The 16,648-nt window shown below is 58.9% G+C and carries 18 protein-coding genes and 1 tRNA gene; 4 read left to right on the top strand and 15 right to left on the bottom strand.

Annotated elements, in window-relative coordinates:
• Positions 1 to 137 precede the first annotated feature (137 nt).
• The 3 genes from ABD112_RS02220 to ABD112_RS02210 all read left to right on the top strand — a co-directional run bounded on the left by ABD112_RS02220 (position 138) and on the right by ABD112_RS02210 (position 3,658).
• Complete coding sequence (locus tag ABD112_RS02220) at positions 138 to 596, top strand: LpqB family beta-propeller domain-containing protein (RefSeq protein WP_343922783.1); 459 nt, start codon at positions 138 to 140, stop codon at positions 594 to 596.
• Entirely contained in the window at positions 593 to 2,230 is a 1,638-nt protein-coding gene (locus ABD112_RS02215; RefSeq protein WP_343922782.1) for a DUF5671 domain-containing protein, read from the top strand. The genes ABD112_RS02220 and ABD112_RS02215 overlap by 4 nt, the downstream gene beginning before the upstream one ends.
• A 210-nt stretch (positions 2,231 to 2,440) precedes the next feature.
• Entirely contained in the window at positions 2,441 to 3,658 is a 1,218-nt protein-coding gene (locus tag ABD112_RS02210) for an ATP-binding protein (RefSeq protein WP_343922780.1), read from the top strand.
• A gap of 162 nt (positions 3,659 to 3,820) precedes the next feature.
• Here the strand turns inward: ABD112_RS02210 and ABD112_RS02205 are convergent.
• From ABD112_RS02205 to ABD112_RS02155, 11 genes are all read right to left on the bottom strand, one after another.
• Positions 3,821 to 3,892 (bottom strand) — tRNA-Gln (locus tag ABD112_RS02205).
• A 93-nt stretch (positions 3,893 to 3,985) separates the two neighbouring features.
• Positions 3,986 to 4,201 (bottom strand): hypothetical protein, encoded by a 216-nt coding sequence (locus ABD112_RS02200; protein ID WP_343922778.1) that lies wholly within the window; start codon positions 4,199 to 4,201, stop codon positions 3,986 to 3,988.
• Between the two features lie 282 nt (positions 4,202 to 4,483).
• On the bottom strand, positions 4,484 to 5,503 hold the full coding sequence (locus tag ABD112_RS02195; protein ID WP_343922776.1) for a LacI family DNA-binding transcriptional regulator: 1,020 nt from the start codon (positions 5,501 to 5,503) through the stop codon (positions 4,484 to 4,486).
• A 62-nt stretch (positions 5,504 to 5,565) separates the two neighbouring features.
• Positions 5,566 to 6,642 (bottom strand): Gfo/Idh/MocA family protein, encoded by a 1,077-nt coding sequence (locus tag ABD112_RS02190; protein ID WP_343922774.1) that lies wholly within the window; start codon positions 6,640 to 6,642, stop codon positions 5,566 to 5,568.
• Entirely contained in the window at positions 6,639 to 7,154 is a 516-nt protein-coding gene (locus ABD112_RS02185) for a MaoC family dehydratase (RefSeq protein ID WP_343922772.1), read from the bottom strand. Before ABD112_RS02185 ends, ABD112_RS02190 begins: the two co-directional genes overlap by 4 nt.
• Positions 7,151 to 8,332 carry a CaiB/BaiF CoA transferase family protein gene (locus ABD112_RS02180; protein ID WP_343922770.1) on the bottom strand — a complete coding sequence of 394 codons (1,182 nt, stop codon included), beginning with the start codon at positions 8,330 to 8,332 and terminating at the stop codon, positions 7,151 to 7,153. Before ABD112_RS02180 ends, ABD112_RS02185 begins: the two co-directional genes overlap by 4 nt.
• Complete coding sequence (locus ABD112_RS02175; RefSeq protein ID WP_343922768.1) at positions 8,329 to 9,192, bottom strand: amidohydrolase family protein; 864 nt, start codon at positions 9,190 to 9,192, stop codon at positions 8,329 to 8,331. Before ABD112_RS02175 ends, ABD112_RS02180 begins: the two co-directional genes overlap by 4 nt.
• Complete coding sequence (locus ABD112_RS02170; protein ID WP_343922767.1) at positions 9,189 to 9,638, bottom strand: MaoC family dehydratase; 450 nt, start codon at positions 9,636 to 9,638, stop codon at positions 9,189 to 9,191. The genes ABD112_RS02175 and ABD112_RS02170 overlap by 4 nt, the downstream gene beginning before the upstream one ends.
• Positions 9,635 to 10,807, bottom strand: coding sequence for an extracellular solute-binding protein (locus ABD112_RS02165; protein WP_343922766.1), 1,173 nt, complete (start codon positions 10,805 to 10,807; stop codon positions 9,635 to 9,637). The genes ABD112_RS02170 and ABD112_RS02165 overlap by 4 nt, the downstream gene beginning before the upstream one ends.
• Before the next feature lie 52 nt (positions 10,808 to 10,859).
• Positions 10,860 to 11,468 (bottom strand): RraA family protein, encoded by a 609-nt coding sequence (locus ABD112_RS02160; protein ID WP_343922765.1) that lies wholly within the window; start codon positions 11,466 to 11,468, stop codon positions 10,860 to 10,862.
• A 47-nt stretch (positions 11,469 to 11,515) separates the two neighbouring features.
• The gene (locus ABD112_RS02155) at positions 11,516 to 11,839 is read right to left on the bottom strand and encodes an L-rhamnose mutarotase (RefSeq protein WP_343922763.1); all 324 of its coding nucleotides are present in this window, start codon (positions 11,837 to 11,839) and stop codon (positions 11,516 to 11,518) included.
• A gap of 196 nt (positions 11,840 to 12,035) precedes the next feature.
• Between ABD112_RS02155 and ABD112_RS02150 the strand changes: the two genes are divergently transcribed.
• Positions 12,036 to 12,329, top strand: coding sequence for a hypothetical protein (locus ABD112_RS02150; protein ID WP_343922761.1), 294 nt, complete (start codon positions 12,036 to 12,038; stop codon positions 12,327 to 12,329).
• A gap of 91 nt (positions 12,330 to 12,420) precedes the next feature.
• Here ABD112_RS02150 and ABD112_RS02145 read toward each other — a convergent pair whose 3' ends face one another.
• The 4 genes from ABD112_RS02145 to ABD112_RS02130 all read right to left on the bottom strand — a co-directional run bounded on the left by ABD112_RS02145 (position 12,421) and on the right by ABD112_RS02130 (position 16,631).
• The gene (locus tag ABD112_RS02145) at positions 12,421 to 13,536 is read right to left on the bottom strand and encodes an enolase C-terminal domain-like protein (RefSeq protein ID WP_343922759.1); all 1,116 of its coding nucleotides are present in this window, start codon (positions 13,534 to 13,536) and stop codon (positions 12,421 to 12,423) included.
• 67 nt (positions 13,537 to 13,603) lie between these two features.
• Entirely contained in the window at positions 13,604 to 14,665 is a 1,062-nt protein-coding gene (locus ABD112_RS02140; protein ID WP_343922757.1) for an aminotransferase class V-fold PLP-dependent enzyme, read from the bottom strand.
• Between the two features lie 134 nt (positions 14,666 to 14,799).
• The gene (locus tag ABD112_RS02135; protein ID WP_343922755.1) at positions 14,800 to 15,651 is read right to left on the bottom strand and encodes a carbohydrate ABC transporter permease; all 852 of its coding nucleotides are present in this window, start codon (positions 15,649 to 15,651) and stop codon (positions 14,800 to 14,802) included.
• Positions 15,651 to 16,631 (bottom strand): carbohydrate ABC transporter permease, encoded by a 981-nt coding sequence (locus ABD112_RS02130; protein WP_343922785.1) that lies wholly within the window; start codon positions 16,629 to 16,631, stop codon positions 15,651 to 15,653. The genes ABD112_RS02135 and ABD112_RS02130 overlap by 1 nt, the downstream gene beginning before the upstream one ends.
• Between the last annotated feature and the right edge of the window lie 17 nt (positions 16,632 to 16,648).

Raw genomic sequence — 16,648 nt, 5'->3', positions numbered from 1 at the left:
CACCCGTTCACCAGCACCGGCAGACACACCGCTACGCGCGCATTCTCAAATGATTCCTCGATACCTGCCACGCGCGCATTTTCTATGAGTCAACGCGGCTCATAGATTAAGTGGCGCTGATGGTCCATGATGTCCCCATGAAGCAGGAATCCGCCCGACCAGATCGCACGCTCATCGCGATCCTTTCCATCATTGCCGCCATCGTGGTGATCGCTCTCGTTGTGGTGTTCACCCGCGGTGGTCCAGCGGATGTTGATCCCTCGACGCCGGAGGGTGTCGTGCAGTCATACTCACGCGCGATGGTCGACAGCGATTACACGACGGCACGTGATTTTCTCGCTTCAGAGATTCGTGACAACTGTGACCGAGCTGAGCCGAACACAGTTCAGGGTCTTCGGATGACCGTCATTTCGTCGACGGTGAGTGACGACACTGCAGTGGTGCGCGTATCGATGGAGCGTGGCAGCGGCGAGTTTGGCAGCTCAGGTTACACGTCTGAAGAAGCCTTCACCATGGTTCGCGAGGATCGACTGTGGAAGATCGAAACTGCTCCGTGGGAACTTACGCTCTGTTGCAACCGAGGAATTAACGAATGACCTCCATCGCACCGGCTCCCAGCGCAACCCCAGCGGTCGGGGGCGTTCAAACAGTCCGCCGCGTAATCACATATCTGTTGCTGGCCACGACAGTGATCATCGCCGCTAGCGGTCTGAGCGGCCTCCTAGAACGTCTGTTCACCGCCGGCCGCGTCGAGGTAAGTTTCGACAACTATGGTCTGGCAACATCGCTGGCCTCTGCCATCATCGCTGGTCCACTCGCTGCACTCTTGTGGTGGCTGACGTGGCGTGACGCTGCAATGACCCGCGACCGCGCATCCGTCACCTGGCCGGTGTATCTCGTGATCATGTCGACAGTGGCGCTGCTCATCTCCACGATCACCCTCCTCTCTTGGATCGCTAACGCAATCACCGCTGGCTGGGACCCGTATGGGCTCGCCGTGGGCATCGTGTGGGGGCTGGTGTGGCTGTGGCACAACTGGATGTTGCGGCATCCCCGTAAGGGACCGACGCGACTGTCGGGTGCCGCTCCTGCTATCGCTTCACTTATTGGCCTGACCTATGCGGCTGGCGGACTGGTCTTCGCTGTCGGGAGAATCGTCGATTCAGCTGTCGACACGTTCACTGGCAGTGTCGTGGTCAGCGATCCGGTGTGGCAGCTCGTACTGCAGCCACTGGTCTGGGCGGCTGGTGGCGCGCTTCTGTGGTGGTGGCATTGGTTCCGCGTGGGCGTGCGCACGCAGTCGTTCGGGTTCACGAACGTGATCCTCGTTTTCATTGCTGGTCTCGCCTCGTATGCCGTGCTTGCCATGGGTTTCACGCTCACGCTTTTGGTCATTCTTGAACTGGTGACGGGGTTGCAGCAACCGATCGCGGTCACGCTTGACCCATTGGGTATCGCACTTGCTAGTGCCGCGATCGGTGCGCTGGTACTCGTGTATCACGCCCGTGTTATTGCGGAGCGGTCCGCGGGGGTTCGCGCTGCAACGAGGTTGGCGAGTGCTGGTGTCTCGCTGGCGTACGCGGCGTCGGGCGTCGGTGTGACGTTGAATGCGCTGCTGGCAACGTCGAGCAACTCGATCATTGAGGGCAACATCCGCAGTTTGCTTCTGGGCGGTCTCAGTGCGTTGCTTGTCGGCGGTGTGCTCTGGTGGATGACGTGGCGCCCGCTTGAGGCATCAACTGCTGAGCGTGTGGCGACCCCGGGGCGGCGCATCTTCCTCGTGATCATTTTCGGCGTTAGCGCTCTGGTGGCACTCATCACGTTGCTCGTGATCGGGTTCCAGTTGTTCTCGTTCTTGCTCGACGGTGGCAGCGGTGAGAGCTTCGTCGAACGTTCGCGCCAGGCACTCGGGTTGCTCACGGCCACCGTTCTTGTGGCGACCTACCATTTCGCGATCTGGAAGAAGGATCGCGCCTCTCATGTCGCCGAAGAGCGCGTTCGCCGCATCGACAACGTGACACTTGTGACCTCCAACGACAGCGCCGAACTCGTCGATGCAGTGCGCGTCTCAACGGGTGCTCGCGTCACGGTGCTTGAGCGTGCGGATGCCGCGGAAGGTGAACCGGATGTCGCGGCAATCGTCGCCGCCCTAGATGGCGTTGAGGCAAGCCATGTGCTGGTTGTGGCGGGCGCGAACGGCTCGGTCGAGGTGATACGACTCAGGGGGTGAGCTCGCTAGTCAGCTAGCTCGATGTCGGGGGCGGAGATCGCGTAAAGTCACCCCACCACCTATCGAAGCCTGCAGCGCATATGTCCCACAACGGGCGAGCGGGTGGGTTGCGGGTCTTTGGGCTGCGCGTTGACAACGCCTCCGTTTTATCAAGCTATTTCTATTTTAGGAAAAATTGATAAAACGCCCTAAAGTCGCTAAATTGACAGCATGGATAGTAGGACGAACCCTTACACGCCCAATGCGGGAGCCGCGCCAGAATTAGTGGTTGGTCGAACGGATCAACTAGAAAGTTTCAAGATCCTGCTTGGCCGCCTAAGCAATGGCCGCACTGAACAGTCCATGATCCTGACTGGCCTCCGTGGCGTTGGCAAGACGGTCCTCCTCGGAGAGTTTCGCGAGCTCGCCCTGGCCGAGAAATGGCGCGTAGTCGAGATAGAGGCAAGTAAGCACGATGAAAGCAGCTTCCGCAAACGAATGTACGCCGAATTGCGCTCGGCCCTCTTTGAGATATCTCCACGCGATAAGTGGGGAGACCGCGCTAAGCGTGCCGCCAGCGCGCTGACGTCCTTCGGGATTTCAAGTCAACCAGACGGTGGATTCACTGTCTCCACGGGTGTGTCCTCCGTCGAAGGCCTAGCCGATCACGGCGACTTGGCAATGGATCTCTCCGATCTTCTAGTGGCGCTCGGAGAAGCGGCCCAAGAGCACAAAACCGGACTCGTCCTTCTGGTCGACGAGGTCCAATTTCTGACCAAGAATCAGCTGGAAGCTCTTATCCAAGCAATTCACAAGACTGTTCAACGCAGGCTTCCCGTCACCTTCGTTGGTGCCGGGCTGCCACAAATTGCCGAACTCGCGGGTGACGCTAAGTCCTATGCTGAGAGGCTATTCAAGTTCCCGAAGATTGACTCGTTAGGCGAATCGGATGCGCAGCTGGCGTTTACTAAACCTGCGGAAGTCGAGGGCACATATTTCACCGATGAAGCCCTCGAGCTGGCATTCGAGATAACACGTGGATATCCCTACTTCATTCAGGAATTGGGATATCAAGTCTGGGCCATTGGATCAAACGACTGCATAGAGCGTGAAGATGTCGAGGCGGCGCGAGAAGCATACGAAGCCAAGTTGGATAGCTCCTTCTTCCGAGTCCGGTTAGACCGCGCAACCGCTCATCAAACAATGTATATGCGGGCGATGGCTCAACTTGGCCCGCAGCCACAGAAAGCGGCCGACGTTGCACGATTGCTAGGCAAAGAGTCAAACCAAGTCGGCCCGACTCGCGCCGAACTCATCAATATGGGCTTGCTCTACACCCCAGAACATGGCTATGCAGCGTTTACTGTTCCAGACTTCGACAAGTTCATGATGCGTGCAGTTCCCGTGCTTGAGCAACCGCCCGCGAAACGGAGTAATTCAACGAGCTGAGGTTGTTTTCAATGTTTGGCCACTACGACTCGCTCATCAAGCTCTGTGAGCAGATGGTGACGTAGCAGTTCTTGGAGTGAAACCAGAGACGTTTAGCTTGACAAAAAGAAAGGGGAAAGCCCGCCAGAGCCTAGCCGTGGGAGATGTTCCCTAGATGTTTTGCTGGGGTACCTGGACTCGAACCAAGAACAAAAGAATCAGAATCTTCCGTGTTGCCAATTACACCATACCCCACAGAGTTCCCAGTGTTTTAGCGGAACTTGCGAGCGAAAAACTAATTCAACGGCCCGATTCTGTTCATATTTGAGTTCTCCGTGAAGAATATTCTCAAAGAATTCCGAATCCAGCCGACAAACAGTGCTTATCGCTGTACTCAAGGATAGCCCATGCGTTGGGGTCGCGCGAATCACTGCTTGGGGGCCGATCGTGCAGCTTCTCACGCAAACCCGCGCTACTCAGACGGTCGACGGGTGCGAGAAAACACTCAAGGTCTTCATCCAACTCCACAACCGCATCCTCAACGGCACAAAACCAGCGGGGCATGAAGACTGCCCATCCATAGGCATGACAGTGGCCTGATCTCGCCGAAGATAGCGAAGCTCGCAGCGTGACAGTACGGATAGTTCACAGACCAAGATCGCAAGTCTTCTCCCAATCGGGGTTCCAATTCGAGATGTTGTTCATGCCTGTCCTCGTGCTCAGAGGCTCTGTCCCGCGTCCGGCACCGCCTTGTAAACACTCGCTTGCGGCTCCGTGCGACAGCTCACCGGAAAGCGAGGCGATGCGATGCTCGTCATTGAACGGTCTTTATCGTGTGGATGCCCGCTATTTTCGGCTTTGACGAGGAAGATCCGTCGACTGGCGCACAACCAGAACGGGTTCGGGGGAACTGACGGTGTCGTGCGTAATGCTGGTGGGGTCGCCATCCATCAGACGGGCTACCGCGGTCGCTCCCAACTGGCTGAGCGGCATCCGCACGGTGGTGATGGGCGGCCATGTCGCATCGGCGTACCAGACATCATGCAGGGCGACGATCGAAATGTCAGTTGGAACCCGGAGACCAAGTGTGGACGCGGTGGCCAAGACTCCCAGGGCGGCGTTGAGGTTAGCAACGACAAGGGCTGTCGGTATTGCACCATTTGCGGCGATCACCTCCATTGCCGCCCGACCTTCTGCTCCCGAATAGCCGAAGTCGGTGATCCACTGGTTGCGAACCGGCAGCCCTGCCTCGCGGATGACCGCCAGAAAGCTGGCTTCGCGTCGACGGCCAGTAGCGCTGTCCTGATGTCCACCGACCAAACCAATTTCAGTGTGACCTGCAGCCCGCAGGTGCTCGACGGCTGTGCGGATACCCGCTGCATCGTCGAGCACAACCGTACTGAACTGCCCACTATCGAGTGAGTTGATCACGACAATCCGCGTTCCACCGACAGCCATCGACTCCAGATCAATTGTCGACGGACCATCGGGCAGCTGCAGTATGACTCCGTCAATCCGCGCTTCTCCGAGCATCCGACGTAACCAGTCGCTACCGTCCGTGAGTCGTTCTGCCCGTGCAAGCACAATAGCCAGTCCGCGGGAGGCCGCTTCATCCTCGGCCCCACTGGCCAGCTCAGCGAATACAGCACTGTTGACATCGGGTACGACCAGAGCAATCGTGCGGCTACGCGATGTGCGCAATGATCTTGCAGCATGGTTTGGCACATACGCAAGCTCTTTCGCAGCAGCTATCACGCGTTCGCGGGTGCTCGCAGAGACCCGGAGGCTTGGATCACCAGACAGCACGCGCGAGACAGCCGACGCAGAGACGCCGGCAAGCGCCGCGACATCACTTATCTTCGCCATCGTCTCAGCTTCCTTTCACCGGTTCCTTCGAAATACAGTACCCGAGGCGGGTAACACGGGAGTTAAAGTCGCACAACCTCGTTCGACTCCATCGAGCGGTAAAGCGCGGCAACGAGCTCGACAGTTTTGACGTTGTCGCTGACGACTGTCCGCGGCATCGCTCCGGTCGCGATTCCTTCCAGCACCGAGCCCATTGTTCCGATGAAGGCGTGGGGAAACCAGCGCTGGGTGACCGGGTATGGTACCCAGCCGTCAGTACCGGCGACGGTGCTGGTCACCTCGAGGGTGTCGGGGCGACCACTGGGGTAGTCGTACATCAGGCCGAGGGTGCCGCGGATCGCTCCGGCGGTTCCTTCGATACGGAACTCTGCGGTGTCATCTGCGCCGGGGCTCATGTGGTTGGCTACGACAAGAGCTGAAGCGCCGCCGGGAAACCGGTAGCTGCTGATCGTGCGTGTCTCACCAATCGGATACTGCCCCGGAACTCGACCGCCATCCACGTACACCGAAGACGGCTCACCAAGGAACCAACGAACCGTGTCGTGGTAGTGGATCGAATGCACCATGATCTCAAGCCGCTCCATCGCCTGCGTCCACTCCCACTGCTTCCAGTCGGTGAAAACATTGACAGAGATCGTCAGGGAGGTCAGCGTTCCGAGCCAGCCAAGCTCAACCATCCGATGGGCGGCAGCAATACCCTCGTCGAACCTCAACTGCTGGTTCACCGCCGCGACGACGCCAGCCTGGGCCGCCAGCCCGGCCAATTCTCGCGCGGTCTCAGGATTTTCAGTGAAGGGTTTCTGCGCAAGGATGTGCTTACCCGCCGCTACTGCGGCCCGGAAGATCGGCGGCTGTTGCGCCACCGGGACAGCAATGTCAACCACCTGAACCTGTTCATCCGCGAGCAGTTCCTCAAGGTTGGCGTACACGCGTGGGATTCCGTGGCGGGCCGCGACATCGCGGGCGCGATCCAGGTCGACATCGGTGATCCCAACCACCTGAAGGCCGGCGAGCCTGTAGGCGGGCAGGTGTTGACCATCGACGATGCCACCGGCACCGACCACGGCGATCGGCAGCTTGTGTTCCTCGGCCACCCCTAGCCGACAGTAGTCAGAGATGTCGTTGAAGAGGTCGATCATGATTGCGCCCTCGCCGCCGCCGGGTCGCGGTACTTCACGGTTTGAAGGTGTTCGCAGTAGAGCACGATTTGCTCATCGTCAGCACGGAACACTTCGTACGAAACGGTGAACAGCCCCATCTCGTCATACTTGGGTTCCTTCCGCAGGAGAGTCCGCATTGTGTAAATCGTGTCACCAATAAATACCGGTTCGATGAAACGCAGGCGGTCGTAGCCGTAGCTGAACGTATTCACATTGTTGTGAGCCATCAGCCCCATTCCATATCCGAAGACGAGGGCGCCGGGCACGATTCGCCGCCCAAAGAGCCCCTCGTCTCGGGCGAAAATATCGTCGGCGACGTACGGGTGGAGATCGACCAGCATGCTGCTGAACACCATCACCTCGCCCTCCGAAATGGTGCGACGGATCGATCGATCAACCTCCCCCACCTCGTAGTCTTCGTAGAGCTTGACATCCTGATTCCAGACCGGCACCGCGTTTCTTGCTACCGGATCGGAGTTGGGGTTCTTCACGGTGTTGCCTCCTCGTTCGCAAACTCGGCCCGAATTGCTTCGGTGTGCTGACCGAGGTGCGGGGCACCGCGATCGTTCTTCAGTGCGTGCCCGTCAAATCTGACCGGCGCCCGCAGAGTATTGATATCGACGCGCTCATTCCCACCGACATCTTTTCGAGTCACCTTCTGGGTCATATCGAGGGCGAGAAAACCGTCATGACCGATGAGCTCCGGCAGTGTCAAGACAGGGGCGCACCAGACATCCGCCTCATCCAAAATTTCTAACCAGTGCTCGGTCCATTGCGTTGCAAGGCGATCAGAAAGCGCCCGGGTAATGGCCGCCTGCTCAGACCACCAAGTGTCGGGATCGGTGTACTGCGCAAGCTCCGCCAGCCCGATGAGTGCTCCCAACTCTGGCACCGAAGTCATCGCGATAGCGAGGTAGCCGTCGGCGGTGGGGTAGATGCCATAGGGCGCCTGAAGAAACGCGTGCGCGGTGTTTCGGGCACCACGCTTAACGACAATAGATGGATCGCCCAGATGCGCGCTGAAAAGTTCAAACTGAAGGTCAAGCATGCCCTCGAGGAGGCTAGTGTCAACGCGTCCACCGAGACCGGTGCGCTCCCGACGCAACAGTGCCGCGGTAATGCCGCTGGCCAAATGGATCGAGGCGATGATGTCAGCGATTGCCACACCCACCGGAACGGGAGGATCCTCAGTGCTGCCGTTCAACCACGGGAGCCCCGACAGGGACTGGGCGAGAAGGTCCTGCCCGGGCCGATCTTTCCACGGACCCTCGGTGCCGTACCCACTCACGCTGGCGTACACAACTCCGGGATTGATCGCGGCGACCGCGTCATAGCCGAAACCCAACCGGTCCATGATCCCGGGGCGAAAGTTCTGGATGATTACATCGGCCTCAGCGACCAGCGCCCAAACCCCCACCAAATCTTCCTTATTTTTTAGGTCAGCGGCATAGCTTTCCTTGTTGCGGTTGGTGATGTGAAAGGAGAGGGTGTCGCCGTCCTCGACCACTCCGGCGAAGGCGAGATGCCGACCAATATCGCCGCCCTGCGGACGCTCGATCTTGATCACCCGCGCTCCCAGATCACCCAGCCGGGTGGCTGTTAACGGTCCCGCCAGAAATTGACTGAAGTCGAGCACGAGCATCCCTTCAAGAGGGAGGGGGGTACTCATGAGACGTCCAGAGAGTAGGCACGAATGGCGGTGCGGTAGAGAATATTTTCCTGCTGTTCCGTCGTGAGGTGCGCGATTACGCGGCGTTGGGCAAGCCACACGCCGCCGAAATCTCCCGCCAGAGTGGATACGGGCCAGTCGCTGCCGAGCATCACGCGGGCCGAACCAAAGTGCTCGACCGCATGATCGACGTAGGGCAGCCAGTCCTCGCAGGTCCACCCGGGAGCAGAGGCAGTATTGAGCCCCGACAGCTTGACGCTCACATTCGGGCGGGTGGCCACATCGGCCACGAGCGAGGCCCAAGGCTCCCAGCCTTTATCGGCAACGTCTGGCTTAGCAAGATGGTCGAGCACAATGGTAAGTTCAGGGTGCCGATCGGCCAGCTCAGCAAGCATGACGAGGTGCTCAGGAACCACGCTCACAACATCAAGGGCCAGGTTGTGAGCTGCGAGAAGGCGAAGCGCCGCATCAACCGAGTCCTGCAGCAGCCAGCGGGGGTCGGCATAGCTGTGATTGAGCACACGGATGCCGCACACCAGCGGGGATGCGGAGTAGAGCTCTAGCGCTGCGGCAGCCTCCGCTTCGCGGTCCAGTGGTGCCCACGCAACAACTCCCCGCACGACCGGAACAGCCGCCGCGACCGAGAGCATATAGAACGTGTCCTCGTAGGTGTCGGCGGCCTGAACCAGCACCGTTGTTGTGATTCCGGCCGCGGCAACCTCAGCTTCCACCACCTCGGGGCCGAAGTCGGCGTTAAGCGGAGCGCCTACGGCATCCAGCCATTCGTAGCGTCTTTCCGATGGCTTCCACAGGTGCTGGTGTGTATCGACCATCTGGCGGGGTTGAAAGAGATCACTCATGAGAAGCTCCCTGGTCGACGGTTGACTAGATAGATGTGGACAAATGCGATGACAACTTCGTCCCGCTGATTCACGACCTCGACCTGCTCCTCGGCGATGCCGAAGTCTGCGGGCCGCTTCGTGTGGTCGCGCAGTGAAACAATCTTGCTGCGCGAAGTTATTGTGTCGCCAATATGGGCCGGGCGGATGAAGCGAACTCGATCATAGCCATAGCTCATCGCTTCCTCATTAATCTCGCCGGCGAGCATCCCAACGGCCATCGAGAGGATGAGGGTGCCGTGTGCCATCCGCTGGCCACCCGGAAGCGACTTAGCGAATTCGGCGTCCATGTGGTGCGGGAAGAAATCTCCTGTCTGGCCGGCGTGCCACACAATGTCCGTCTCGGTCACCGTTCGGCCATGGCTGCGTCGGGTTGAGCCCAGAACATATTCTTCGAAGTAGGTCATGCGACGCCCTCGGTCCGTGGCTCTTTGATATGGATTTCGGGCAATTTCTCGATCGCGTCGAGTAGGGCTTCATCAACGCAACGGGCCAGAATGGCGTCCCGCACCAGATGCGACAGCGCCAGCTGGAGGTCGGGCCAGCCGAGTACGCGCGGGCGAACCCACGCCCCTTCCAATGTGCGCAAGGTATTGCGGAAGAAGCGGTGCGTGTCATCATTCATCGCCTCGCTGCGCCAAGCCCGAAGGTTTCCGGGTTGACCTCCCCCCGTGGTGTAGGTTCCATTCTGCGCCTCGGCACCGGCAAGAGTTGCCGCAACCGCTAGTGCGAGCTCGGCATGCTTGGTGCTCGAAGAAACCGCAATTCCGGCTCCTCCCAGCGTCGAGCCGGTACTGCGCCCATCGAAGGAGGGGATGTCATCGTAGGCGAGCAGTTGTGCGCGGAAACCCTCCCGCGAGTAGTTCGTGTACCCGAAGAGGGCAACGCCCACGCTGTAGTCGCTTTCGTCAGAAACGAGTGCCTCAGCGACGTCGATCGGGTTGGCATCGGCACACCAGTCCGGCACCACATCCGCCAGTTCGATCATGAATTCAATGACTTCCCCGGCAACGGCACGGTCAAGGAATTCACCGGCGCCCTCCAGCGAGGCTGCCAGTGGTGCGCCGCGCTGCGCGAGAAGGGTTGCGAAAGTGCTGAAAGCATCGACCGGCTTATACGACCACAGCACGGTGCCAGCTTTCGCCTGCTCAAGCGCGTCACTCCACAAGACCGGTGCGCCGTCCGTGCGATCGGGCCGGAAGGCGCTCACTTGAGCCGCAGCATCCAGACCGAGCGCCCACTGGGTGCCCCGGTAACGGTAGGACTCGTGGGAGCGGCCCACACTCTCCAAGGCCAGCTCGTGGATCCCCGGAACACCGTCGAGTGTGAGAAGAGCACAGGCCTCGGCCGCATCGGGAACGTGGGGGTGGTCGATCACCATAAGGTCAAAATCGCGCGCAAAGTCGGCAATGTGCTGGTCTCCGAAGGCCAACAAGGAGCGAGCCTCCCATTCGACCGTGACGCCGTGGCGTTCAATGAGCAACGGATCGGAGGCGCGCAGACCATCCACTCCGCGCGGATGATCCCAGGTCATCCCCTTGAGGACAATTAATGTGTTGCTAGATGCCTCTGTCACGATCCTCACCCTATAGTTAATCGATTTACCTTGTCAACTGTTGAAAACTGGCTTAGAGGATGTGGTGGCGGTCCCATACCGCACGCAACGACTCACCCGCCAACAACTCCTCCAACACCGTCGACTCCGTCGCCGCCCTCACCCGAGCCCGGGTCAACACCTCCACTTCACGCTCCTGCGGAACGACGACAACCCCATCATCATCGGCCAACACCAGATCGCCGTCAGCGATGCGCACACCCCCAATCGTCACCACTGACCGCGACTGTGTGATCTGCATCCGAAAACGGAAATCAATCGGCCGCCGGGAGCGCGCAAAAGCCGCAAATCCCAACCCCGCAACCTGACGGGTGTCGCGAAGGTTCCCATCAGTGACCACCCCAACAGCACCGGCACCGATCGCTGCCGCACTAAAAAGCTCCCCCCAAAACGCGGAAGCATTACCCTCCCCCGTTGCAAGAACGGCCAGCTCCCCAGGCTGGAGATCACTGATGAAATCAATGGCAACACCGTAAGGATCATCCGGCGGATGCTCCGCACTGGGCACAAACTGCGCTGTCGCAGCGCGCCCAAACGCACGCGAACCCGCCACCAAAGGAGCCAATCGACGCTCAAGAACCTGATCGCGCAGCCCGCACTCATCAAGAGAGTCACTGAGCATCGCCGAAGTCAAACGCTCATCACCGGGCTGCTGCACAAAAGCCGCCATCAGTCGACGTGGAAAACTTCCGGAAGATCTTTCCACCATTCACCTTCTTCGCGATCCTCGACTGGACGCTGAATTGGCTTGCAAACATCCCACCACTCTTGAGTAACAGGATCCACCCCCATCGCCTCCATATCGGCGTCAAAATCGGTGCCGTCATACTCCATATAAGAGAACAACAGCTCCCCGTAGCGGTAAATCGAATAATTCACGATATGACTAGCCGCAATACGTTCCAGCACCGCCGGCCACACCGCAGCATGCAACTGTTCATAGCGCTCAACACCCTCCGGCGGTAAACCAATCACCGATGCAATACGTTTCATAGCAACTCTCCTCTAAATAGATGAATCAACAACAGAATGGTTCAATTGCTCGGCGAGCCACCCATGGCCTCGCGCACATCACACGCCTCGTGGGCGAAGCGGCCCCATCCACTGACTCATCAGCCGGAAGGTGGGTGACAACATCCTCGACTACGACTCCACCGTGCTGCCGGATCAGGTTCGCTAAAAGGTGCGCATGGGCCTTTCGCTGATTCGGGATGACGGTATCGGCGGGCAACCAGGTGAGGCGAATCCGCACCCGGGCGAGATTCTCGACGTAATCGAAGGGCGAACGGGCGGCGTGCTCTCTGGGCAGCGACTCACTCACCGCCCAGACTGCGTCAAGACGTTCTTTCCACGCCAAGGAAACGCCGTCGAGGCAACGACCGCGAGAGCGTGGCGCAAGGACCGCCAGACCACGAGCTTTCTCGCTCAGAGCGAACAGAAGATATTCTCGGGACTCGCTGCGAGCATCTGTGGCTCTCAGTGAGCGAAATCCCGGACTGAAGTCATCAATCTTAGCGATTCCCTTCTCTCCGTCCGTGGCGTCCACCGCTGTCCCGCGCTTGCACCCGCGCCGTCTATATAATTTCGACGGTCGCATCATCAATCGCATCCCAGTCGTAGACAGCGCCGAGCCCCGGGGTGGTGGGGGCGTAAGCGTAGCCGTCACGAATATCGAGTGGTTCTGCCAAACCAAAAGAGAAATCTTCGAGCGGGTAGAGAAGTTCGAACCAGCCGGTGTTACTCATTGAGAGGGCCGTGTGCAGATTCGCGAGCTCAAGCGGATGATAGAGCGCAGTGTGCAACTCACAGGTCATGCCGAACGCTTCCGCGAGCCGGGCAACTTTCAGTGCCCCGGTAATACCGCCACGCCACGATGGATCGGTGCGCACAATGTCAACAGCGCCGCTAGCTATGAATTGCGCAGTGAGTTGGCTTCCACCGGCGATGGTTTCCGTCCCAGCGATGGGGATGTCCAGCTTCTGCCGCAGCCGAATGTAGGACTGAAGGTCATAGTCGTAGAACGGCTCTTCAAACCAGAGGTAACCCAAGGATTCCAGCACTCGTCCTACCCGCAGCGCTTCTTCATAGGAGTGCGTCGCCACAGGGTCGGCCATCAGCGGAAAATCCGGACCGACGGCTTCGCGCACCGCAGTGTACACCTCGATGTCTAGGGCCGCCGGTGCGGGTGGATGCACCTTGTAGCCGCGGATCCCCCGCGCCTTCACCTCGAGCGCTTGTGCCGCATATTCCTGGGGTGTGCTGAGGAACATCGAACTGACGTAGACCGCGCGACGGTCGGCCGCTGTGCCCACGAGCTCATGGACTGGCAGCCCAGCGCGCTTACCCGCGATGTCCCAGCACGCGTTATCGAACGGACCGTAAGCGTAGATCGGTGAGTGATTCCAGCGACGATCGAACCAACGAAACTCTGCGGCATTTTGCTCGCGCGCCATCGGGTTGCGCCCAAGAAAGAATGGCTTCACTTGAGCAAAAGCGCGAGCCGTGATGGTGGCGTCAAGCCCGCCCGAGCCGAACGACACTCCGGTGATCCCCTCGTCGGTCTTCAGCGAGACGACCACTACCTCCGGGGCGGAACCGCCGCGAAGGTTAGCGCCGTCAACCGCGTCGATGACTGCGCCCGGCAGCAAGCTGGGGCTGCAGGCGCGGATTTCAACCTCAGTAATCTTCATTTTTTCAGCTTTCGCATGGTTCGCTTAACGGTGCGGATCGCGCACGGCAGTAAAGATGTACTCATAACTAGGTGACCGCTTTCGTGTCGGCCGCGTCCAGCGCAGCGATGAGACGCCCGACATCTCCTCGTGAGTTATAGGCATGCGAACTGAGTCGAAGCCACGGAGCTTCCTCATGCCAGTAGGCCACGACTTCTATTCGGTGTTTGTCGCTTATGTGCCGAACTATCCTCGACAGGTGATCTTGGGACTTCGCCAGTCCGGACCGCGCGGGCAGGCCAATCATGGGAAATGTGGCAGCGGGAACCGCGTCATCTTTTGCCCCAACCCATTGCTGAATATCCCGTCGCCACGCTGTGGCGAGCTGTCGGTTGCGCTCCCAGAGTTGCTGACCGCCCAACTCGGCGCAAAATGTCAACGCGGACGGGATAGCCAGCCACGCAGAGGCGTCGAAGGTTCCCGTCCATTCGAACGATTCTGAAAAGGAGTCGTGACGCGCGTGGGAGTACACCGCGGGGCGCACCCGTTGCTGCCATTCCTGGCCCACCCATAAGACCGCCGATCCGCGTGGCGCACCGACCCATTTGTGAAGGTTCCCGACCCAAAAGTCGTAGAGACCCTCCATCGGCCGAGGGATTGGTCCGGGAGCGTGAGCGCCATCCACCAGAAGGGGGATTTTCGCGGCGCGGCAAACGTTCGCCAGCACGGGAAGTGGATGCGTGGCACCGGAGAGCGACTCCACTTGATCGACCATCACCAATTTCGTGCGTGCGTCGAGAACCGTCAGTAGAGCATGTTCAAGATCCTCCGTCGCCATCCCGGCCGGCACCGCTACATTGATCGTCTGCAAATGGTTTCGGAGCGCGAAGGCGTCTAAGGCGACCCGGACCGACGGGTAGATATGTCCGATCACGACCACAGTGCCCTCAGGGCAGGGCGTCAAAGATTCCAACACGGACGTGACGCCGTAGGTAGCATTGGGCAGCAAAGCTAGCTGATCGGGCTCTACCGCGAAAAATTCGCCTAGGACCTCGCGAACTCCCCGCAGATGCCCCGACAATTCGTAACGGATAAACCGGTTCGGATTGGCCTCGATCCGCTGCCTCCACGTGTCTTGTGCGTGTGACACGGTTCTTGGAACTGCTCCGAACGATCCATGGTTAAGATGAGTGACCCTTGGGTCGAGTCCCCACAGCTCAAGATCCGCGACCGGAGCGTCGATAGAAGCAGCCCAGAGATCGGGCTCGTGGAGGTGCGTCACCGTCAGCCCTTGACCGCGCCGGCGGTAAGTCCCTCAACAAGGAAGCGCTGAGCAAACGCGAACAGGACCAGCGTAGGGATGATGCTGAGGACGGTCGCCGCGGACAGCGGGCCCCAGTCAACGTTAAACTGCGTCACCAGGGAATTCATGCCCACCGGAATGGTCTTATTGTCATCCGAGTTGATGAATAACACCGCCAGAAACAATTCGTTCCACGCTTGGACGAATGAGAATACGAATGTAGCAGTTAGTCCCGGCAGCATCACGGGTATGAGAATCCGCGTGATCGCCTTGACGCGCCCGCAGCCATCCATCGCCGCGGCCTCTTCGAGCTCAACTGGCACGCGGAGAATAAAGCCCCGGAGAAGCAGGGTAGTGAACGGCACAAGGAACGCAGTGTAGACCACGACCAACCCTTCTAGACGATCGGCCAAATGAAATTGGCTTATCAAGAGGTAGAGCGGTCCTAGCGCCACGAACATGGGTACCATCTGGGTCATCACAAAGCCGGCACTGATCGTTCCCAGACCGCGGAACTTGAATCGCGCGAGCACGTATCCGCCGATCATCCCCACAACCGTCGCCACCGTGGCTGTCAGGAAAGCAACGATCATGCTGTTGAGGATATATCGTCCGAAGTCGGAGAACTGGAAGAGATCCTGATAGTTCTGGAAAGAGAAAGGCGAAGGGAAATACTGAAGGGGCTTTGTAAAGAGCGTCCCAGCGGGTTTGAGCGAAGTGATTACCATCCAGTAGAGCGGAAACAGGGTGAACACCAGGATGATGGTGAGACTAAACACTTTGGCTAGCTTCGACGTGCGTGACCACCTCGTGGTGCGGGTCATCTGTGTCATCAGTTTTCCTCTCGTGTAGTCACCTTGGTGGCCACGGTATAGAACACAAGGAAAGTAATAAGACCAGCGAAAACGATGAGCCCAATAGCTGCACCTTTCGAGTAGTTTTGCCCGACGAATATCTGCTCAATGAGGTAGGTCGTGATGATATGTGTCGATCCCGCTGGACCTCCGCGTGTCATGACCCAGATAATGTCCGGGAAGTTCGTGATCCAAATGACACGCAGCAGAACAGAAGTTAACAGCGTTGGCAATATGTGCGGCAAGGTGACGGCTTGAAACCGTCGAAAGCGACCGGCGCCATCTATCGACGCAGCTTCTTCCAGATCCTTGGGCACCGACTGAAGCGCGGCCAGAAGCATGATGGCGAAGAACGTAGTTCCATACCAGACATTCGCGAAGATCACCGAGGGCATCGCCCAAGCCGGGGAGGAGAGGAACGCAATAGGAGAGTCGATGATACCTGACCGAAGGAGCAGATCATTGACAACGCCGAATTGACCATCGAGCATCCATCTGAACATCAATGCAATGAGAAAACCTGCGACCGCCCATGGAAAGAAGATCGTGGCTTGGTAGATGCCCCGGCCCGGGAACCGGCGCTTGAGGAGCAGCGCGATTCCCAACCCAAGCGTCACCTGAGGAATTATCGAGCCAACGACCCAATACACGGTGTTCAAACAAGCCTGAAGGAATTGCGGATCCTGCAGCAGTTCCTGGAAGTTTTTCAGACCAACGAAGTCCCGGTTCTCGAAATTCCTCAGCGTGACGTCTTGGAAGGCCATGACGACACCATTAGCAAGGGGGTAATAGATGAACACCATCACGAGGATGACGACGGGTGTTAGCCCAAGGAAAATGAACACTCCGCGGTTGCGGCGCTGAAGTATCCGTCGGAGGCGACCTGCGGGTCTGTTCTTCGTCCCTCCGCCGGCTGACAGACGGCCAGACCGGGTAGGGGATTCCTTCTCAATTGTCATCACAAATTCTCCTCGCT

Source organism: Rhodoglobus aureus, from assembly GCF_039527955.1.
Classification (GTDB): Bacteria; Actinomycetota; Actinomycetes; order Actinomycetales; family Microbacteriaceae; genus Rhodoglobus; species Rhodoglobus aureus.
This window is presented reverse-complemented; position numbering and strand designations above follow the sequence as displayed.

Coding starts and splice junctions, on each gene's coding strand:
- ABD112_RS02155 (WP_343922763.1), bottom strand. CDS start 11,839: ATGAAACGTATTGCATCGGTGATTGGTTTACCGCCGGAGGGTGTTGAG.
- ABD112_RS02200 (WP_343922778.1), bottom strand. CDS start 4,201: ATGCCCCGCTGGTTTTGTGCCGTTGAGGATGCGGTTGTGGAGTTGGAT.
- ABD112_RS02170 (WP_343922767.1), bottom strand. CDS start 9,638: ATGACCTACTTCGAAGAATATGTTCTGGGCTCAACCCGACGCAGCCAT.
- ABD112_RS02220 (WP_343922783.1), top strand. CDS start 138: ATGAAGCAGGAATCCGCCCGACCAGATCGCACGCTCATCGCGATCCTT.
- ABD112_RS02210 (WP_343922780.1), top strand. CDS start 2,441: ATGGATAGTAGGACGAACCCTTACACGCCCAATGCGGGAGCCGCGCCA.
- ABD112_RS02135 (WP_343922755.1), bottom strand. CDS start 15,651: ATGACACAGATGACCCGCACCACGAGGTGGTCACGCACGTCGAAGCTA.
- ABD112_RS02190 (WP_343922774.1), bottom strand. CDS start 6,642: ATGATCGACCTCTTCAACGACATCTCTGACTACTGTCGGCTAGGGGTG.
- ABD112_RS02160 (WP_343922765.1), bottom strand. CDS start 11,468: ATGCTCAGTGACTCTCTTGATGAGTGCGGGCTGCGCGATCAGGTTCTT.
- ABD112_RS02150 (WP_343922761.1), top strand. CDS start 12,036: ATGGGCCTTTCGCTGATTCGGGATGACGGTATCGGCGGGCAACCAGGT.
- ABD112_RS02145 (WP_343922759.1), bottom strand. CDS start 13,536: ATGAAGATTACTGAGGTTGAAATCCGCGCCTGCAGCCCCAGCTTGCTG.
- ABD112_RS02130 (WP_343922785.1), bottom strand. CDS start 16,631: ATGACAATTGAGAAGGAATCCCCTACCCGGTCTGGCCGTCTGTCAGCC.
- ABD112_RS02180 (WP_343922770.1), bottom strand. CDS start 8,332: ATGAGTACCCCCCTCCCTCTTGAAGGGATGCTCGTGCTCGACTTCAGT.
- ABD112_RS02195 (WP_343922776.1), bottom strand. CDS start 5,503: ATGGCGAAGATAAGTGATGTCGCGGCGCTTGCCGGCGTCTCTGCGTCG.
- ABD112_RS02175 (WP_343922768.1), bottom strand. CDS start 9,192: ATGAGTGATCTCTTTCAACCCCGCCAGATGGTCGATACACACCAGCAC.
- ABD112_RS02215 (WP_343922782.1), top strand. CDS start 593: ATGACCTCCATCGCACCGGCTCCCAGCGCAACCCCAGCGGTCGGGGGC.